18 protein-coding genes and 2 tRNA genes are annotated in these 13,993 nt (G+C 63.8%); 3 read left to right on the forward strand and 17 right to left on the reverse strand.

All coding sequences use genetic code 11. The annotated features are described in order from the left end of the window. Nucleotides 1–38 precede the first annotated feature (38 nt). Together G9463_RS01910 and G9463_RS01915 are read right to left on the reverse strand one after the other, a co-directional pair. On the reverse strand, nucleotides 39–1,166 hold the full coding sequence (locus G9463_RS01910; protein WP_165895823.1) for an acyl-CoA dehydrogenase family protein: 1,128 nt from the start codon (nucleotides 1,164–1,166) through the stop codon (nucleotides 39–41). 37 nt (nucleotides 1,167–1,203) lie between these two features. Continuing rightward, the gene (locus G9463_RS01915) at nucleotides 1,204–1,707 is read right to left on the reverse strand and encodes a multiprotein-bridging factor 1 family protein (RefSeq protein ID WP_004961375.1); all 504 of its coding nucleotides are present in this window, start codon (nucleotides 1,705–1,707) and stop codon (nucleotides 1,204–1,206) included. Nucleotides 1,708–1,838: 131 nt separating this feature from the next. Between G9463_RS01915 and G9463_RS01920 the strand changes: the two genes are divergently transcribed. Then, a tRNA-Leu gene (locus G9463_RS01920) sits at nucleotides 1,839–1,923 on the forward strand. 136 nt (nucleotides 1,924–2,059) lie between these two features. Here the strand turns inward: G9463_RS01920 and G9463_RS01925 are convergent. Then, on the reverse strand, nucleotides 2,060–2,248 hold the full coding sequence (locus G9463_RS01925; protein ID WP_007190383.1) for a hypothetical protein: 189 nt from the start codon (nucleotides 2,246–2,248) through the stop codon (nucleotides 2,060–2,062). Between the two features lie 556 nt (nucleotides 2,249–2,804). Further along, nucleotides 2,805–2,889 (reverse strand) — tRNA-Leu (locus G9463_RS01930). Between the two features lie 86 nt (nucleotides 2,890–2,975). Here G9463_RS01930 and G9463_RS01935 point away from each other — a divergent pair. Continuing rightward, nucleotides 2,976–3,284 (forward strand): cyclin, encoded by a 309-nt coding sequence (locus G9463_RS01935; protein WP_004961393.1) that lies wholly within the window; start codon nucleotides 2,976–2,978, stop codon nucleotides 3,282–3,284. On the opposite strand, the gene G9463_RS01940 is transcribed toward G9463_RS01935, so the two are convergent. The 13 genes from G9463_RS01940 to G9463_RS02000 all read right to left on the reverse strand — a co-directional run bounded on the left by G9463_RS01940 (nucleotide 3,285) and on the right by G9463_RS02000 (nucleotide 12,947). Continuing rightward, entirely contained in the window at nucleotides 3,285–3,773 is a 489-nt protein-coding gene (locus G9463_RS01940) for a phosphopantetheine adenylyltransferase (RefSeq protein ID WP_004961395.1), read from the reverse strand. Between the two features lie 70 nt (nucleotides 3,774–3,843). Then, nucleotides 3,844–4,407, reverse strand: a complete 564-nt coding sequence (locus tag G9463_RS01945; RefSeq protein WP_004961397.1) for a winged helix-turn-helix domain-containing protein — start codon at nucleotides 4,405–4,407, stop codon at nucleotides 3,844–3,846. A 111-nt stretch (nucleotides 4,408–4,518) separates the two neighbouring features. Beyond that, nucleotides 4,519–5,598, reverse strand: a complete 1,080-nt coding sequence (locus G9463_RS01950; RefSeq protein WP_007190384.1) for a glutamate--cysteine ligase — start codon at nucleotides 5,596–5,598, stop codon at nucleotides 4,519–4,521. 107 nt (nucleotides 5,599–5,705) lie between these two features. Continuing rightward, on the reverse strand, nucleotides 5,706–6,338 hold the full coding sequence (locus G9463_RS01955; protein WP_165895824.1) for a fibrillarin-like rRNA/tRNA 2'-O-methyltransferase: 633 nt from the start codon (nucleotides 6,336–6,338) through the stop codon (nucleotides 5,706–5,708). Then, complete coding sequence (locus G9463_RS01960; RefSeq protein WP_165895825.1) at nucleotides 6,335–7,177, reverse strand: NOP5/NOP56 family protein; 843 nt, start codon at nucleotides 7,175–7,177, stop codon at nucleotides 6,335–6,337. Before G9463_RS01960 ends, G9463_RS01955 begins: the two co-directional genes overlap by 4 nt. Before the next feature lie 81 nt (nucleotides 7,178–7,258). After that, the gene (locus G9463_RS01965; protein ID WP_007190386.1) at nucleotides 7,259–8,041 is read right to left on the reverse strand and encodes a DUF5803 family protein; all 783 of its coding nucleotides are present in this window, start codon (nucleotides 8,039–8,041) and stop codon (nucleotides 7,259–7,261) included. A 9-nt stretch (nucleotides 8,042–8,050) separates the two neighbouring features. Next, on the reverse strand, nucleotides 8,051–8,725 hold the full coding sequence (locus tag G9463_RS01970) for a DUF2110 family protein (protein WP_165895826.1): 675 nt from the start codon (nucleotides 8,723–8,725) through the stop codon (nucleotides 8,051–8,053). Further along, nucleotides 8,725–9,255 (reverse strand): transcription factor E, encoded by a 531-nt coding sequence (gene tfe / locus G9463_RS01975; protein ID WP_004961418.1) that lies wholly within the window; start codon nucleotides 9,253–9,255, stop codon nucleotides 8,725–8,727. The genes G9463_RS01970 and tfe overlap by 1 nt, the downstream gene beginning before the upstream one ends. A 187-nt stretch (nucleotides 9,256–9,442) precedes the next feature. Continuing rightward, complete coding sequence (locus G9463_RS01980; RefSeq protein ID WP_165895827.1) at nucleotides 9,443–9,715, reverse strand: hypothetical protein; 273 nt, start codon at nucleotides 9,713–9,715, stop codon at nucleotides 9,443–9,445. 71 nt (nucleotides 9,716–9,786) lie between these two features. After that, nucleotides 9,787–10,344 carry a dihydrofolate reductase gene (locus G9463_RS01985; RefSeq protein WP_165895828.1) on the reverse strand — a complete coding sequence of 186 codons (558 nt, stop codon included), beginning with the start codon at nucleotides 10,342–10,344 and terminating at the stop codon, nucleotides 9,787–9,789. Next, a complete protein-coding gene (locus tag G9463_RS01990) occupies nucleotides 10,341–11,693 on the reverse strand; it encodes a sulfatase (RefSeq protein WP_007190388.1) in 1,353 nt (450 codons plus the stop codon). The genes G9463_RS01985 and G9463_RS01990 overlap by 4 nt, the downstream gene beginning before the upstream one ends. Nucleotides 11,694–11,748: 55 nt before the next feature. Further along, nucleotides 11,749–12,291 (reverse strand): tRNA (cytidine(56)-2'-O)-methyltransferase, encoded by a 543-nt coding sequence (locus tag G9463_RS01995; RefSeq protein WP_004961431.1) that lies wholly within the window; start codon nucleotides 12,289–12,291, stop codon nucleotides 11,749–11,751. After that, a complete protein-coding gene (locus G9463_RS02000) occupies nucleotides 12,288–12,947 on the reverse strand; it encodes a thioredoxin domain-containing protein (RefSeq protein ID WP_165895829.1) in 660 nt (219 codons plus the stop codon). The genes G9463_RS01995 and G9463_RS02000 overlap by 4 nt, the downstream gene beginning before the upstream one ends. Nucleotides 12,948–13,064: 117 nt before the next feature. Here G9463_RS02000 and G9463_RS02005 point away from each other — a divergent pair, with 117 nt between their 5' ends. Then, nucleotides 13,065–13,991 (forward strand): NAD-dependent epimerase/dehydratase family protein, encoded by a 927-nt coding sequence (locus G9463_RS02005; RefSeq protein WP_165895830.1) that lies wholly within the window; start codon nucleotides 13,065–13,067, stop codon nucleotides 13,989–13,991. The last annotated feature ends 2 nt before the right edge of the window (nucleotides 13,992–13,993 follow it).

Below are 13,993 nucleotides of genomic sequence, written 5' to 3' on the forward strand. Positions count from 1 at the left end.
AGGGCCGACACCCGCAAAACCGCTTCGCCCCGGCCCACTCACTCCAGCAAGTCCTGCGCGATAATGTTCTGCTGGATTTCGCTGGTCCCCTCGTAGATAGTCGTCACCTTCGCGTCGCGGTAGAACCGCTCGACGGGGTAGTCAGTCGTGTAGCCGTAGCCGCCGTGGATCTGGATCGCCTCGTTAGCCACCTCGACCGCCGTCTCGCTCGCGAAGTACTTCGCCATGCTCGCCGCCGCTCTCGCTCGCTCGCCGCGTTCCAGTTGCTTTGCGGCGTCCCACGTCAACAGCCGCGCCGCCTGCACGTTCGTCGCCATGTCCGCGAGCTTGTGCTGAATCGTCTGGAACTCGCTGATCGGCTGGTCGAACTGCTCGCGCTCCTGCGCGTAGTCGAGGGCCTCGTCGAGCGCGGACTGTGCGAGTCCGACGGCCTGCGCGGCGATGGCGACCCGACCGGTCGTCAGAATCGACAGGGCTGCGGCCAGCCCTTTACCTTCCTCTGTCAGCTGGTACCGCTCGGGAACGCGGACGCCGTCGAACTGGAGCGGTGTCGTGTCGCTCGCACGGAGCCCGAGTTTGTCCTCTTTCTCACCGACGGTGAGTCCCTCTGTGTCTTTCGGCACCAGGAACTGCGTTATCGAATCCGGGTCGTCGGGGTCGGCCTTCGCGAAGACGATGACGACGCCAGACCGTTTGCCGTTGGTGATCCACTGCTTCTCGCCGTTGATGACGTACTCATCGCCATCGCGCCGGGCAGTGGTCGACATCTCCCGCGGGTTCGACCCGGCCTGTGGCTCCGAGAGCGCGAACGCGCCGACCGGGCGGCCGTCGACCATCTCCGGGAGCCAGTCGTCCTGCACTGCCTCGGAACCGAACTGTGCGATACACGAGGTCGCGAGACAGTGGACCGACAGCGCCGTCGCGACCGCGAGCGACCCGTACGCGAGTTCCTCGTTGACCAGCGCGTACGTCGGTTTGTCGGCGTCGAAGCCGCCGTATTCCGCCGGTGTTGTCAGTCCGGTGATGTCGATATCCGCGAGCCCGTCCCAGCATTCCTCGGGAAACGATTGTTCTCGGTCGGCATCAGCGGCTTTAGGGCGGATGTCCTCGACGGCAAACTCTCGAACGGTGTCACGGATGGCTCGCTGCGCAGCGGAGAGGTCCATACGGCCCGTTACACCGGAGTCGTCAAAATATCAGGGGTCAGTTGGACTCGACGAGGTCGATGTCGAGGTACTGCTCAAGCGCCTTGATTGTCGAGCCGCCGACGTTCGCTTGCGTCGCGCGCCCCTGCTCGACAGCAAGGATGTCTGCGTCGTCAAGATCGAGTTCCTCGGCCAGCTCACTCGTCTGGAGTCCCTCGTCCTGTCGCGCCTCCGTTACGCGCTCGCCGTACTTACTGACCAGATACGGGAGCTGGTCATCGTCGTAGTCAGCGCCGTCCTCCCAGTGCGACGTATCGGCTCGTTGCGCGTCCTGCAGCTTCGCCGCGTTCTGTGCGGCTTTGCGTTTCCGGTTCTGTTCGTCGCGCGAGCTGTCATTGCCTGTCGTTCGCTCGTTTTCCCCGTGGTCACGCGCACAGCTGTCACACACTTGGAGGGTCGCACCAGCGACGTTTGCGGTCTGGAGGTCGCCGCCGTCGCTACCGCAGAGCTCACAGCTCCCGCCGGCGCTATCGCCACCACTGCCGGTCGAGTATTTGGCCATGCCCCCCGTAGCGGTTTCGTGATATTTCAAACGTCCGGTTCGACCGAGTGTCACACCCTCCCGGGGCGGCTCTAAACGAAAGCGCTTTTATTTACCCACCGGGAACAATTGAATGCACTCAGACAGAGCGCGCGTGGGTAGCCAAGCCAGGCCAACGGCGCAGCGTTGAGGGCGCTGTCCCGTAGGGGTCCGCCGGTTCGAATCCGGTCCCACGCACTCTCAGAGTGCAGGTGCATTCCCTTGGGACTGCACCCACGCAAACTTACTTCGGACACAACGCTTCCAGAGCGTTCGCTGTCCATTCTGTCGTCAAGAAATCGACAGACGCGACCTGAGCGAGCCCACCCCTCGCTCACCGCATCTCATCGAGCGCGACGGCGTGTTCGATGTCGACCGAAATCCAGTGGGTTGGGAGCTCATCGTCCTGTTCGCTGAAGACGGTGAGCTCGGTCGGATTATCCGCGTCGTCAACCGCATAGTCGAACCGAGTCGATCCTGCGGGGCGAGCAGACGAGTCACGGAGTGGGTCGTACACTGACATCGTCAGTCCCTCATTTTGAGACAACGCCAACACTCATTATAAGCGGCAGCTGTGATTCCTGCGGTGTGAGAATCTGGCCGGCGTCTCTCGCCCGCGTTTGTAACAAGACCGTGTGGGACCGCATTCGAACCAGAGCAAGAAATGCTCGCTCACAGCAGTTCGCTGTGCGTTCCTTGCAGGGCTCGAATTCGCTCCAGCCGCTATTCGTCCTCACTATTATTCGGACAGAATATGCGCGGGACCGGATTCGAACCGCCTGAACATCGCTCACTTCGTTCGTTCCGTGCTTCGAATCCTCGTTCTGCACTCACGGCTCTAATGAGTTATTCGAGCCGAGAAGTGCGCGGGACCGGATTCGAACCGGAGGAAGACTCGTTTCACTCGTCTTCCAGGGTTCGGAATCCGCTGACGATTCTGCTGCTCGCGTGTTGCTCGCAGCAAGAATGCGCGGGACCGGATTCGAACCGCCTGAACGTCGCTCACTCCGTTCGCTCGTTCCGTGCTTCGAATCCTCATTCCGCATTCACGACTCTCACGCGTTATTCGAGTCGAGAAGTGCGCGGGACCGGATTCGAACCGGCGGACCCCTACGGGATAGCGTCCTAAGCGCTACGCCTTTGGCCTGGCTCGGCAACCCGCGCGCATCAGTCGCTATCCGTGTTGGAATAAAGAACCCTTCGCTTGCGGGCGACGAAGGTTTAGATAGGATGGGGACCAACGACTTGGTATGTACCGCGCCAGCGACCGAATCGAGCACGATGAGTGGCTCTCCGACATCGAAGCGGCGTCGGACAGGCTCGACCTCGGGACGGCGGCGCGGTCCCACGCAGTTGACCTGTTCCTCTCGACAGTTCCGGAGGAGGACCGGTCCAAACAGGCGACAATGGCGGCCAGTGTGTACGTTGGTGCGCTGGTCGCCGGTGAGGAGCGGTCACAGTCGGCCGTCGCGGAGGCGACAGACGTCTCTCGGTTAACGATTCAACAGCGCTGGAAGGACCTGCTGGAGACAGCCGGGCTGGAAGCGCCGGGCTGGTAACTACGAAATGTTCTGGCGGCCGGTGCGGTTCGGCGTGAGATTACCGTGTTCGTCGATTTCGCCCTCAACGATCCGGGTCGAAGAGATGATGTCGCCGTCCGCGGCGCGGACGTGCGGAACGACTTCGATTTCGAGCGGGTCGTGGCCTCGCTCCTCGCGGATTTCGTTGATGCGGCGGCCGCCGGTCTCCGTCTCTGGCGAGACGACGAGCGTGTCGAACTGCGGCTCCGTGGCGATACCGGTCGGCTCGGTGAGCTCCCGGACCTCCCATTCGCGCTCCAGATCGGTGGCGAGCGCCGCGAGTTCGTCGGCGAGTGCGGATTGCCGTTCGCTGAACGGGCGAACGTGGCGCTGGTCGTGGCGTGTCTTCGGCGCGAGGTCGTCGCTGGTGAGGCCAACTGTCACGTCCCCGAGTTCGAATGCGCGTTCGAACAGCGCGCGGTGTCCGTCGTGAATCGGGTCGAACGTTCCCCCCAGCGCGACATTCATATCCCGGGCAACGGCACGGGTAGGTTTAGTAATATCGACTTGTGAAACAGCCTGTTAGAGCCGAGTCTGATTACACGTCGGCGTCGTCGTTGCCGTCTTCGGACTCGTCTCCGTCGTCACCAGTGGCCTCGCTCGCGTCGGCGTCGGTCGCGTCATCGTTCGCATCTTCGACGGAAATCGTCACTGGCTCGTTGTCGGGTTCCAGTGTCGTCTCGCCGCCGATGTGGTCGTCAAGGTTGAACACCGTGTTCAGTTCCGACTGGATGTCACCGACGATAGTGTTGACGAGGTCGCTCGGCGAAATGGCGCTGTACTCGTAGGGATTGTTGCCTGCGCCGTCGCTCTCACGCTTCTGGCGGGTCACGATCTCCTCCTCGGTGAGCGCGGCCAGGGCCTCGCGGACAGTGCTCGGATACAGGCCGGTCCCTTCGGCTATCTCCTCGCTGGTGCTTTCGGGCTGCTGTCGCAGGTGGACGTAGATCCGCGCCCGCGTCTCCGTGTCGAGGACCCACGCCAGCAGGTCGACAATTCCTTCGTCGAACTGCTCGACCGCGCGGTCTGCCTCCTGCTCGATTCGGTCCCGGACATCGTCTGTGTCCTCAAGCTCGTCGTGGTCGTTGTCGTCTGCAGACATGCGTTGTCTCTGTGAGGACAAAAGCTACAGCTGGATAAAAACCCTTGCCCCGACTCTCCAGTCCCTGTCTAGAAACGACCAATCCGTTCCGGCCCCAGACGACACCCTTCGTCAGGACAGTCGCAGTGAGTCTGCAAGCGCCATGACCCCCTCTTCCGACCGAAGCCGGCGCTGTCGCTCGGCGCCGCTTTCGCGGTCGTACAGCTCCCACAGCCCATCGACCCCCAGACGGTCGCTCTCGATTTCGACCAGTTCCTCCACCGAGCGCGTCGTTGAGAGGTCACGCGACAGCAGCTCCGCGGACTGGCCGTGGCGAATCGCGCGCCACTTGTTCTCGTCGAGGAACTCCCGGCGGAGCCGTCGACCGGACTCACCATCCTCGTAGCGCTCAGCGAGGTCGACAACGAGTTCGTGGACGTACTCAACGAAGGCCAGTACCCGGTCTGGGTCGGCCTGCCCGTCCGGGGCCCGTACCTCGACAGTGCCGTGGCCGGAGTGGGGCCGCACGTCGAACCAAAGTTCGCCGCGGTCGTCGATGCTCCCCGTTTCAAGCATCCGCTGTTCGTAGGTCTCGAAGGCGTCGTAATCGTCGAAGGTTGTCGGCATTCCGGTGTTGGGCAGGGCCTCGAATATCTTCCCGCGGGCGGACTGCAGCCCGGTGTCGAAGCCGTTCCAGTACGGGGAGTTGGCCGACAACGCGAGCATCAGTGGGAGATGCCAGCGAAGCTCGTTTGCCACCCAGACGGCCTTGTCGGCGTCGTCAACGCCGACGTGGACGTGCAGCCCCGCGGTCGTGTTGCGGTGCTGTGGATACTGAATACGGTCCAGCTGTGACTTGTAGCGCGGTTTCTCGGCGTGTTCGAGTTCGCGCCACTTCGCCAGCGGGTGCAGGCCCGCTGCGGCGATACCGAACCCGTTCGCTTCGGCGTGGTCGACCAGCGCGTCCCGGACTGACCGGAGGTGGTCACCGGCGTCCGCCGGGTCGTCGATACGCGGCGTCTGCGTCTCGATAACGCACTTGAACAGTTCGTGGTCGAGCCGCCCGTCAAGAACCGCTGGTGGCTCCGTCTCGTAGACGAGTTCGTCCGTGCCAGACGTTGGGCGACCGAACTCGTCGACGACGTAGAACTCTTCTTCGATGCCGAGCGTCCCCATCCGGGTAAAATGCTCGGCAGAACCCGTCGCGTCCATTAATCAGCACATCGGAATCGACCCGCTAAAGCCTTCCGTCCCCGCCCGCTCAGCCCGCACAACTGGATTCCATCCTGACGTGAATCGCGTGAACAAGAGGTCCCGCGTCAGTCCTTGCGGGGCCGAGCGACGATACCGAGATGGTCCTCGTGATACGGGTCCAGTCGCGCCGTCTCCAGCAGTTCGTACTCGGCGCTGAGTTCCGCACGCACGCTGTCGAACACGGCGTCGGGGTCGGCAGTCACGTCCTCGCTCCGGGCTTTGATAGCCGCGAGCAGCCGACCGTCGTCGGTCAGGAACTGTTTGTTGAGTGTCGTCACCCGGGCCTGCCCTCTGGTTGCCACGTCCTGTACAACCACGTCGACCGGTTCGACGACGTGGGCGTAGCTCTCAGGCTTGCGTGCGTCCTTGAGCAGCGGAAAGAGGTTTCGCCGGCTCTCCGCGGCGTCCAGCAGTTCCCGCACCGGTCGGGGAGCGAACTCGACGGCGTAGGTCGGCCCGCCGAAATCAGCGACGTGGCTCACGGTCGTCCCGGCTGCCGCACCGAGGTACAGCACTGTCTCGCCGCCGTCGAGGCCGGTGTCCATTCCGTGCGCAAGCATCGCACCGAGCTTCGAGCGGTGGGGGTCCCACCGCCGCCAGTCACCGTCCGTCCGCTCGCCGTACACCGGCTGTCCCTGTGTGGCGAGACTCGTCTCACCGCCGAAGTCGTGGCGCTCAACGCCGGATGGAAGGGTCATTCGTCGTCCCCCTCCTCGGCTCGTGCCTGAATCCGTTCGATGCGCTCGTCAAGTTCCACCTGCAGGTCTGGCCGGCGGTCGCCGCTGTAGTGGTCGATGCGGGCGGCAATCGAGAGCTTCCCCGCAAATGCCCGCGCAGCCGACCCGCGGTCCTCCCGGCGGGTCCCGCGCACGTACTCGTGGGTGAAGATGACGCCGTGTTTCGGTGACGGGGCCGACCCTTTGAGGTGGGCAAAGAGCGCGTCTTCCGCACCGAGAACCTGCACTGTCCCGCTCGGTTTCTTCGCCAGCGCTTCGAGCCCGCCGGCCAGTGAAATAAGTCGGGCTGCAAGCACGGGTCCGGCCAGCATCGAGAGATTCGGCGCAACGGCGGGCGCGGTCCGCTCGATGTACGCCCGGAGTGAGTCCGCCTCGTCGGCCAGCGCGGCCGTCTGCTCGGCGAGCGACCGGAGCGCGCGGTCCCCTTCGTCCTCATCTTCTCGGTCGGCCAGCGAGCGGGCATACTCGACGCCGCTCCCGCTGTCACCGTGTCGGCTCCCGCCCCATTCAGCGACCCGTTCGGCGAGTTCGTTCGCCGTCCGCTCGCAGTCGGCCATCGCCCGCACTGCGTGGACGAGTTGCTGGTCGTCAGCGCCCTCCTGTTCGGCGACCGCCGCGCTGGTGGCCGCCATCGTCACCTCGTGCAGACGGTCGTAGTAGGCCGCCTCGTCGTCGGCGAACCCTGCCTCGACGGCCTGGTGTGGCCAGTCCTCCGGCGTGTCGGCTCGCCCGGCCTCTATCTGTTCGACAGCGGCCGCGTCGTCGTCCGGGTCCAGCCCGGCGAACCACCCGTTGCTCATAGCCGTGTGTGCACGCCCGATGCGAAAAAGTGACCCGGTTAGCGTCTGCGAAAGGCGTCCAATTGCGCTTTCGGTCCGACCTCAGCGCATTCCCGGCGGTGGCCCGCGGTCCCGCGGGTCGTCGTCACCGTCGTCCTCTTCGAGGTCGATACCGGCTTCCTGGCGTCGGCGAATCACCGCCTGTAGCTGTCGGTAGTAGTACAGCGTCCCCACAACGCCGATAGCGATGGCGATGGCCGACAGGCCGCCGAACAGCCACAGGTCGCGGTCAAGATAGTACCGGACGACAATCTGGTCGGAGGTCACCTCGTCCCAGCGGATGACCTGCTGGCCGTCGACGGTCTCCGACTCGTAGCCTCCCGGGCTGATTCGCGAGAGGAACGGAATCCCGGCTCCGGTGTTAGGCGGGAGTACGACCGTGTACGAGCCGTCTTCGACGAGTGTCGGGGAGGCGAAGCGCTTGCCGGTTCGCGCGACCGAGTAGCCCACCTTTCCGGAGACGTTCCCGGAGAGATTGACAGTCGTTCGCTGGCGGCTCTCTGAAGCGCTCAGCGAGGAGTTGGCAGCGCTAACGACAGTCCCGTTCTCGTACCGGAACCGAAGCGCACTGATAGGGACACTCCGCTCGCGCCCGAGGCCGTCGACGGTGTACACATCGAACGTTGTCTCGTTTTCGACGGCGTAGACGGCGGTGTATTTGGACTCCTCAATGACGATGGTCCCGTCAGCTGAGGTGTTCCAGTCGTAGCTCGCGTTCTCGTTCAGCCGCTCCGGGTCGACCTCTTCGGAGCCGAAGAAGCCGGTACAGCCCGAAAGGGCGACCAGTGCGAGAACGGCAACCAACAGGAGGTGGCGGCGTTTCATAGCTCGAAATCAGGGCACGATTGCCAGCAGCTCCGACGGCATATACTGCCCGATGTCGGCGAGCAGCCCCGGCGGGTCGGTGTCCGGGTTGCAGATGATGCTCTGTTCTAACAGGCCGATACGTTCGACAGTGACGATATCCTGTGCGTGGCCGGCGCGGTTGACCGTCGCACGCGCTTCCGAGCGTGTCACGCTGTTCGCGTTGATGCGACCGTTGTTGCCACGGCTCCACTCGTACAGGCGGTCCTGCTCAACCTCTGCAAGGCTTGCAGGGTCGCCGGCGACGAACCGGAGCGGAAGGTGCTGGACCAGTCCGAACCGTTTCCGGATCTGTGACGGCGTCCCCTGCCCGAGACCGAGCTCATCGACCGGAATCCGGACCGTCTGGCCGAAGCCGACATCGAGGACGAAGCCGTCCTCGTCCCAGCTATCGAGTGTCCCGACGTACGTCTCGCCGTCTTCGTGGTCGGCGACCAGCTCGCCGAACTCCTCCCGGAGGAGGTTCTTCGCGACGGTCTCGTCCGGGCCGTCGAGGGTCACCGTCGGGAAGTCGTCGTCACGGAGGCCGATGTCGTACGCCACGTCGAGGTCGCCGAGTTCGTTGCCGACCATCGAGCGCAGGCCGTCGAGCGTACGGTCCCGGGCGTCGCCGGCGACGTACACTTTTGTACCGAGAACGACCATCAGGCTTCCACGTCCACGTCAGCGTTCAGTTCGTCTCTAAGCTCCTCGAGGCGATTCTCCATCGCGGTGACGAGACGGGTGTTCTCCATCGTCTCGACTTGATTGCCACATTCGGGACACTCGAAGCCGAACTCCATTGCCTCGCCGAACTCGAAGCGGATACCGCAGTGCTCACAGAGGTAGAACTCGTTTTCCCGCTCGTACTCGCGGCGCTCTTCGAGGCCGTCGAGCAGGCGGTGCATCTCCTCTTGCAGTTGTTCGGGGATCTTCTCGTACTGGAACGTCCAGAGGTACGTGAGCCACCCGGAGTCCTCGTCGCGGAGCCGACGATAGGTCGCGAGGTCGTTCTCGTAGAGAATAAACAGCGCTCGGCGAACGTCGTTCAGTTCGAGTCCGAGCTCCTCGGCCAGTTCTTCGTCGGTCACTTCGCCGTCCGGCGGCGCGGCGGCGACCGGCATCCCTTTCGGTCCGACCAGCTCGTGGAGGTATTTCTGTATGACGGGGTCCTCCAAGAGTTCCTCAAAAGCCATTACCCGCACATCCGGGAGTCATGTGGTTAAAACCATCGGGTCGTCCTCTCTTGAACGCTGACACAGAGGCCGGGACCATGCTACTGGTGGGAAGCACTCGTTGTGCCCGCAGGCAGCCAGCAACAGCGACGGACAGCAGTCCTTTTTCGGGCACCACCGTCACCGTAATCCGTCGCCACGACCCCCGCTATTCGATTTGCTCGACTGGAGTCCGACAGGAGGAGCAGGTCTCTTTGTCGATAGCGACGAAGACGGAGTCACAGGACGGACACTCGTAGAGATTCGACTCAGGTTCGTCGGCCGCGCCGTCACCGCCGGCGGAGCTAGCCTGAACACGGTTGTTCGTCACTGCACCGGCCTCTGGTCCGTTGTCTGACTGCCCCTTCCCACCCGAGAGTACATCCGAGACGGATTTTTTGATTTTGTCTAGCATCACGAGTTGCTGCAGGATAGTAGTCATTTGAATTACTTTAACAGCTGTGGTTTTCAGGCCACCGACAGTTTCAGGCGACTTTGTTGACTGGCGAACAGTCAGAGGTCGTCGAGCGGTCGCGGCGATGCCTGTTCGTATTCGATGACATCGAACCCGTCGTGGGGCTCCCGGGACAGTTCTGTCCACTCCGCGCCCAGATCTGGTAAATACCGGTCGCCCTCGTTGTGTTCGTGGATACGGCTGAGGAAAACCCGGCCGGCGAACGGGAGGAACAGGTCGTACACCGCCTCGCCGCCGATGACGTAAGTGACTGGTGGTGAGCGTTCTGCGCCAGCGCTGTCGCCAGCGAACGCCCCGCTCGCGCCGGCGCGAGCGGCTGCTTCGACAGCGATCTGCGGCGTTGTGGCGTACTCAACTGTCTCCGAATCGGCGCTCCGGCTGTCGTCGCTCGTCAGGACGACGGTGTAGCAGTCCGGGATGGGCTTCATCGATTCGAACGTTCGCCGCCCGAGGATGATTGGGTGGCCGGCGATGCGGTTCTTGTACTGGCGCACGTCCTCTGGGTAGTGCCAGGGAACGCCGCCATCTAGGCCGATGACGTTGTTTTCGTCTGCAGCGACTACGAGTACCAGTTCGGTGTCGGGTATCATCGTCATTTGTATCCAAGCGCCTCCAGTCGGTCGTCAAGATCTCCGGCAAACTGCGTGTCAGACGCATCCTCGAACTCGGTGTAGCCGTCGAGCGGCGTCGCGATAGCCACGTCGGCGTACCGGTCGCTGTCGAAGTGGTTCCGGACGACAGTGGCGTCGATATCGCGGTCCTCGACCGTGCCGCCACAGCCTTTGATGACGGATTCGTGGGCACTGTCGCCCCACGCCGCCCGTTTTCGGACCTCGTCGCCGGGCCGGTCGTGGTAGACCAGGCGAGCGTGTTTTGCGAACGGGGCAGCGTCGCCACAGACCCGTTCGGCCTCCTCGCGCATTGCCGGGCCGATGGGGGCCTGTGACGCGACGACAGTCCCGTTCGGCGAGGCAAACGCCGGGCCGTCCGCGTTGCCGTCGCCGAGCGCCATCGCGCGGACGGCGTCGGGGAACCGGCTGAGTGTCGCCAGGTCGGTGACGCGGTGTCCCTCCCGCTGGCCGGGAGCACGGACGACGAGCGGGACGTGATACATACTGTCGTGGGTTCCGATACGGTGGCTGACGGCTGGTGGTTCTTCGGGAATCGCTGTCGGTTCGCCGAAGCCCTCGCCGTGGTCGCCGACGAAGACGACCAGCGTGTCCTCAAGCACGCCCTGCTCGTCCAGCCCCCGGATCAGCGTCTCGAAGATAGCGTCGGCCTGCCGGACCGCGCCGTCGTATATCTGTTCGAGAATGCTGGCAAAGCCAAGCGAGAGGTTCCCCGAGAGGAACTCCCAGTGCCACTTGAACCCCATCGACTCCTGGAGTTCGCGGGAGCGCTCGTCGCTCCACTCGTCGTACTCGGCGAGCGGTTCGTACGGGCGGTGGGTGTCCATCAGGTTGATGCAGGCAGCCCACTCGCTCTCCCGGTCGTCGACCCACTCCAGCGTTCGGTCGGCGTACCAGAAGCCGTTGGGCCAGTCGCCCAGCGAGCCGTTCGTCTCGTAGGCCGAGTCATACTGCTCGGGCGAGCCGACCGCCGTCTGGAACACGTCGTCGAGCCCCGATTCGTGGTCGGTCAGGAACGGATTGTCGGAGAACAGCCCCGTGTCATAGCCCGCATCGGCAAGTTCTTCGAAGATTGTGTGGCCAGCGTCGAGTCGAGCGGTGTGGTCGACGCCGTGTTCGTGGGTCTCGTGGCCCGTGAACATGCTGACGTGGCTGGGGACGGTCCAGTTGCTCGGGCTGCGAGCCTGCGTGTACACCGTCGCCTCCTCGGCAAAGGCGTCAAGAAAGGGCGTCGTCTCCCGGCGATAGCCCAGTACGGAGGTGCTCCGGGCGCGGAGACTGTCAGCGACGACGAGCAACACGTTGTGACGCGACATCTGAGCGTGAGTTAGCGTCGAGCGATAAAAGGCCCGCGGCACAACTGCGTGGGTATCACTCCTCGTCGGGGTCGACGACTCGCTTGCCGGTTTCCTGCGGGACGACCACCCGGTCGGGGTTCTCCCACTCGCGGTCCAGTTCCCGGCCCTCGAACAGGCGGTCGAGGAAGACGGCCAGTGAAGCGACCTCGGAGTGTGGCTGGTTGGTGACGCCGACGTTCCAGTCGGCGTGTTCGTACACCTCGAAGGGGACTTTCTCCGCGCCGACGACGACCAGCAGCGGTTCCGCTGTGTGGGCCTCTCGAACGTCGGCCTCGACCTCCTGGACTGGCTCGCCGTACATCGTCAGGTGGACGACGCGCCCCTCGAAATCGCGGATGAGCCGCTTTGGCTCCTCCGTCGAAGCCACGTCGAAGGGGCCACCGAACCGGTCGGTGATATCGATGACGGTGTCGGCCTGGTTGCGCGCGGCGTTGGCCAGCACGACCTTGTCGGCCCCGAGCGCGCGTGCGGTCAGCCCAACGTGGGTCGTCATCCGCTCGTCCCGGCCGGGCCGGTGGCCCAGTCGGAGCACCGTCACCTGTGGGGAATCCTTCATCCGTCGCTCCGTGCGGCTTCAATGGCGGCCCGGACCGGTTCGTAGGAGACCTCACTCCATTCGACCCGCTCGTCGTTGACGTACACGGCTGGCGTTCCCTGAACGCCACGGTCAATGCCGGCTTCGCGGTCACCGGAAACTGTCGGGCGGTACAGTTCTCCCGTCGCGGCCGCTCGAACAGTCTCGCCGTCGATGTCGATGCCCTCCGTCAGGTCGGCGTAGGTGTCCGGCCCCAACTGATTCTGGTTCGCGAACAGGCGCTCGGAGTAGGTGAAGAAGGCCTCGTCGCCGGCGTTGTCCTGTACGGCACGCGCAGCGCTTGCGGCCTGCCACGACACTGCCTCGTCGACCGGAATCGGGAAGTCGTGGAACTCATAGCGGATGGCTCCATCAGTGAGGTAGTCCTCCCGAACCTGCGGGTAGACGGATTCCGAGTAGGTTGCACAGTGTGGACAGGCGTAGTCTTCGTACACCGCAACCGTAACGTCGGCCTCTGGGTCGCCCGCGACGGGCGTCGAGAGCGGCTGGCCCGGTGCGGGCGTCGGCGTCGCCGTCTCCGTTTCGGCCGACTCAGAACCGCCGCCGGCACATCCGGCTAGCGCGCCGAGGGTAACGGTCGTCGCCGAGAGAACGCTACGGCGAGTGAATCGGGTCATAACCGACCCTCACAGGGGAAGCTATAAAACGACGTTGTCATCTGTTACGTGGCCACCGACTTCACCGAAATCGGCTGCGACCACAACGTTTTTTCTCGCATAGGAAGCATCGCACCTATGGACGTATCAGAGAAGCGAATAGTCGTCACCGGCGGGGCGGGCTTCATCGGGTCACATCTGGTTGAGCGCCTTGTTCCGGATAACGACGTACTGGTTGTCGACAACGAAGCGAACGGACAATCCGAGTGGGTCCATGAGGACGCGACCTATCTGGATGGTGACCTCACCGACCCCGGCGCCGTCGCCGAGGCCATCACCAGCGATGTTGACCTCGTCGTCCATCTAGCGGCGTCGAAACTGGTCGACACGGACACGCCCCGCCGGCAGTTCGAGGACAACAGCGACATCACGTACAACATCCTCGAACGGATGCAAGAGGCCGGCGTCGAGAACCTCGTGTTTACGTCGTCGTCCACTGTATACGGCGAAGCGCCGCGGCCGACCCCGGAGGACTACGCGCCGCTTGAGCCGATTAGCGTCTACGGCGCGACAAAACTGGCCGAGGAATCCCTTGTCTCGACGTACGCCCACAGCCACGACATCCAGTCGTGGGTGTTCCGGTTTGCGAACATTGTGGGGCCGCGCCTGCGCGGTGCGGTCATTCCTGATTTCATCGAGAAACTCACCGAGGACCCGTCGACGCTGACGATTCTCGGTGACGGCCGGCAAGAGAAGTCCTATATGCACATCTCCGAGTGCATCGACGCGATGCTGTTCGCCGTCAAACACGCCGACAAGGACCACAACGTGTTCAATCTCGGGACGCGGACGACCACATCGGTCGACCGCATCGCCACTATCGTCGCTGACGAGATGGATATCGACCCCGAGTACGAGTACACCGGCGGTGACCGCGGCTGGACGGGTGACGTGCCGCGAATGCGCCTCTCCGTCGACAAGCTCTCGGCACTGGGCTGGGAGCCCGAACAGTCGAGCGACGACGCGGTGCGACAGTCGACCCGCGAACTGCTCGAAGAACTCTGAGC

The sequence above is a fragment of the Haloarcula sp. JP-Z28 genome, assembly GCF_011440255.1.
GTDB classification, from domain to species: Archaea; Halobacteriota; Halobacteria; order Halobacteriales; family Haloarculaceae; genus Haloarcula; species Haloarcula marismortui.

Coding starts and splice junctions, on each gene's coding strand:
- G9463_RS01910 (WP_165895823.1), bottom strand. CDS start 1,166: ATGGACCTCTCCGCTGCGCAGCGAGCCATCCGTGACACCGTTCGAGAG.
- G9463_RS01915 (WP_004961375.1), bottom strand. CDS start 1,707: ATGGCCAAATACTCGACCGGCAGTGGTGGCGATAGCGCCGGCGGGAGC.
- G9463_RS01925 (WP_007190383.1), bottom strand. CDS start 2,248: ATGTCAGTGTACGACCCACTCCGTGACTCGTCTGCTCGCCCCGCAGGA.
- G9463_RS01935 (WP_004961393.1), top strand. CDS start 2,976: ATGTACCGCGCCAGCGACCGAATCGAGCACGATGAGTGGCTCTCCGAC.
- G9463_RS01940 (WP_004961395.1), bottom strand. CDS start 3,773: ATGAATGTCGCGCTGGGGGGAACGTTCGACCCGATTCACGACGGACAC.
- G9463_RS01945 (WP_004961397.1), bottom strand. CDS start 4,407: ATGTCTGCAGACGACAACGACCACGACGAGCTTGAGGACACAGACGAT.
- G9463_RS01950 (WP_007190384.1), bottom strand. CDS start 5,598: ATGGACGCGACGGGTTCTGCCGAGCATTTTACCCGGATGGGGACGCTC.
- G9463_RS01955 (WP_165895824.1), bottom strand. CDS start 6,338: ATGACCCTTCCATCCGGCGTTGAGCGCCACGACTTCGGCGGTGAGACG.
- G9463_RS01960 (WP_165895825.1), bottom strand. CDS start 7,177: ATGAGCAACGGGTGGTTCGCCGGGCTGGACCCGGACGACGACGCGGCC.
- G9463_RS01965 (WP_007190386.1), bottom strand. CDS start 8,041: ATGAAACGCCGCCACCTCCTGTTGGTTGCCGTTCTCGCACTGGTCGCC.
- G9463_RS01970 (WP_165895826.1), bottom strand. CDS start 8,725: ATGGTCGTTCTCGGTACAAAAGTGTACGTCGCCGGCGACGCCCGGGAC.
- tfe (WP_004961418.1), bottom strand. CDS start 9,255: ATGGCTTTTGAGGAACTCTTGGAGGACCCCGTCATACAGAAATACCTC.
- G9463_RS01980 (WP_165895827.1), bottom strand. CDS start 9,715: ATGACTACTATCCTGCAGCAACTCGTGATGCTAGACAAAATCAAAAAA.
- G9463_RS01985 (WP_165895828.1), bottom strand. CDS start 10,344: ATGACGATGATACCCGACACCGAACTGGTACTCGTAGTCGCTGCAGAC.
- G9463_RS01990 (WP_007190388.1), bottom strand. CDS start 11,693: ATGTCGCGTCACAACGTGTTGCTCGTCGTCGCTGACAGTCTCCGCGCC.
- G9463_RS01995 (WP_004961431.1), bottom strand. CDS start 12,291: ATGAAGGATTCCCCACAGGTGACGGTGCTCCGACTGGGCCACCGGCCC.
- G9463_RS02000 (WP_165895829.1), bottom strand. CDS start 12,947: ATGACCCGATTCACTCGCCGTAGCGTTCTCTCGGCGACGACCGTTACC.
- G9463_RS02005 (WP_165895830.1), top strand. CDS start 13,065: ATGGACGTATCAGAGAAGCGAATAGTCGTCACCGGCGGGGCGGGCTTC.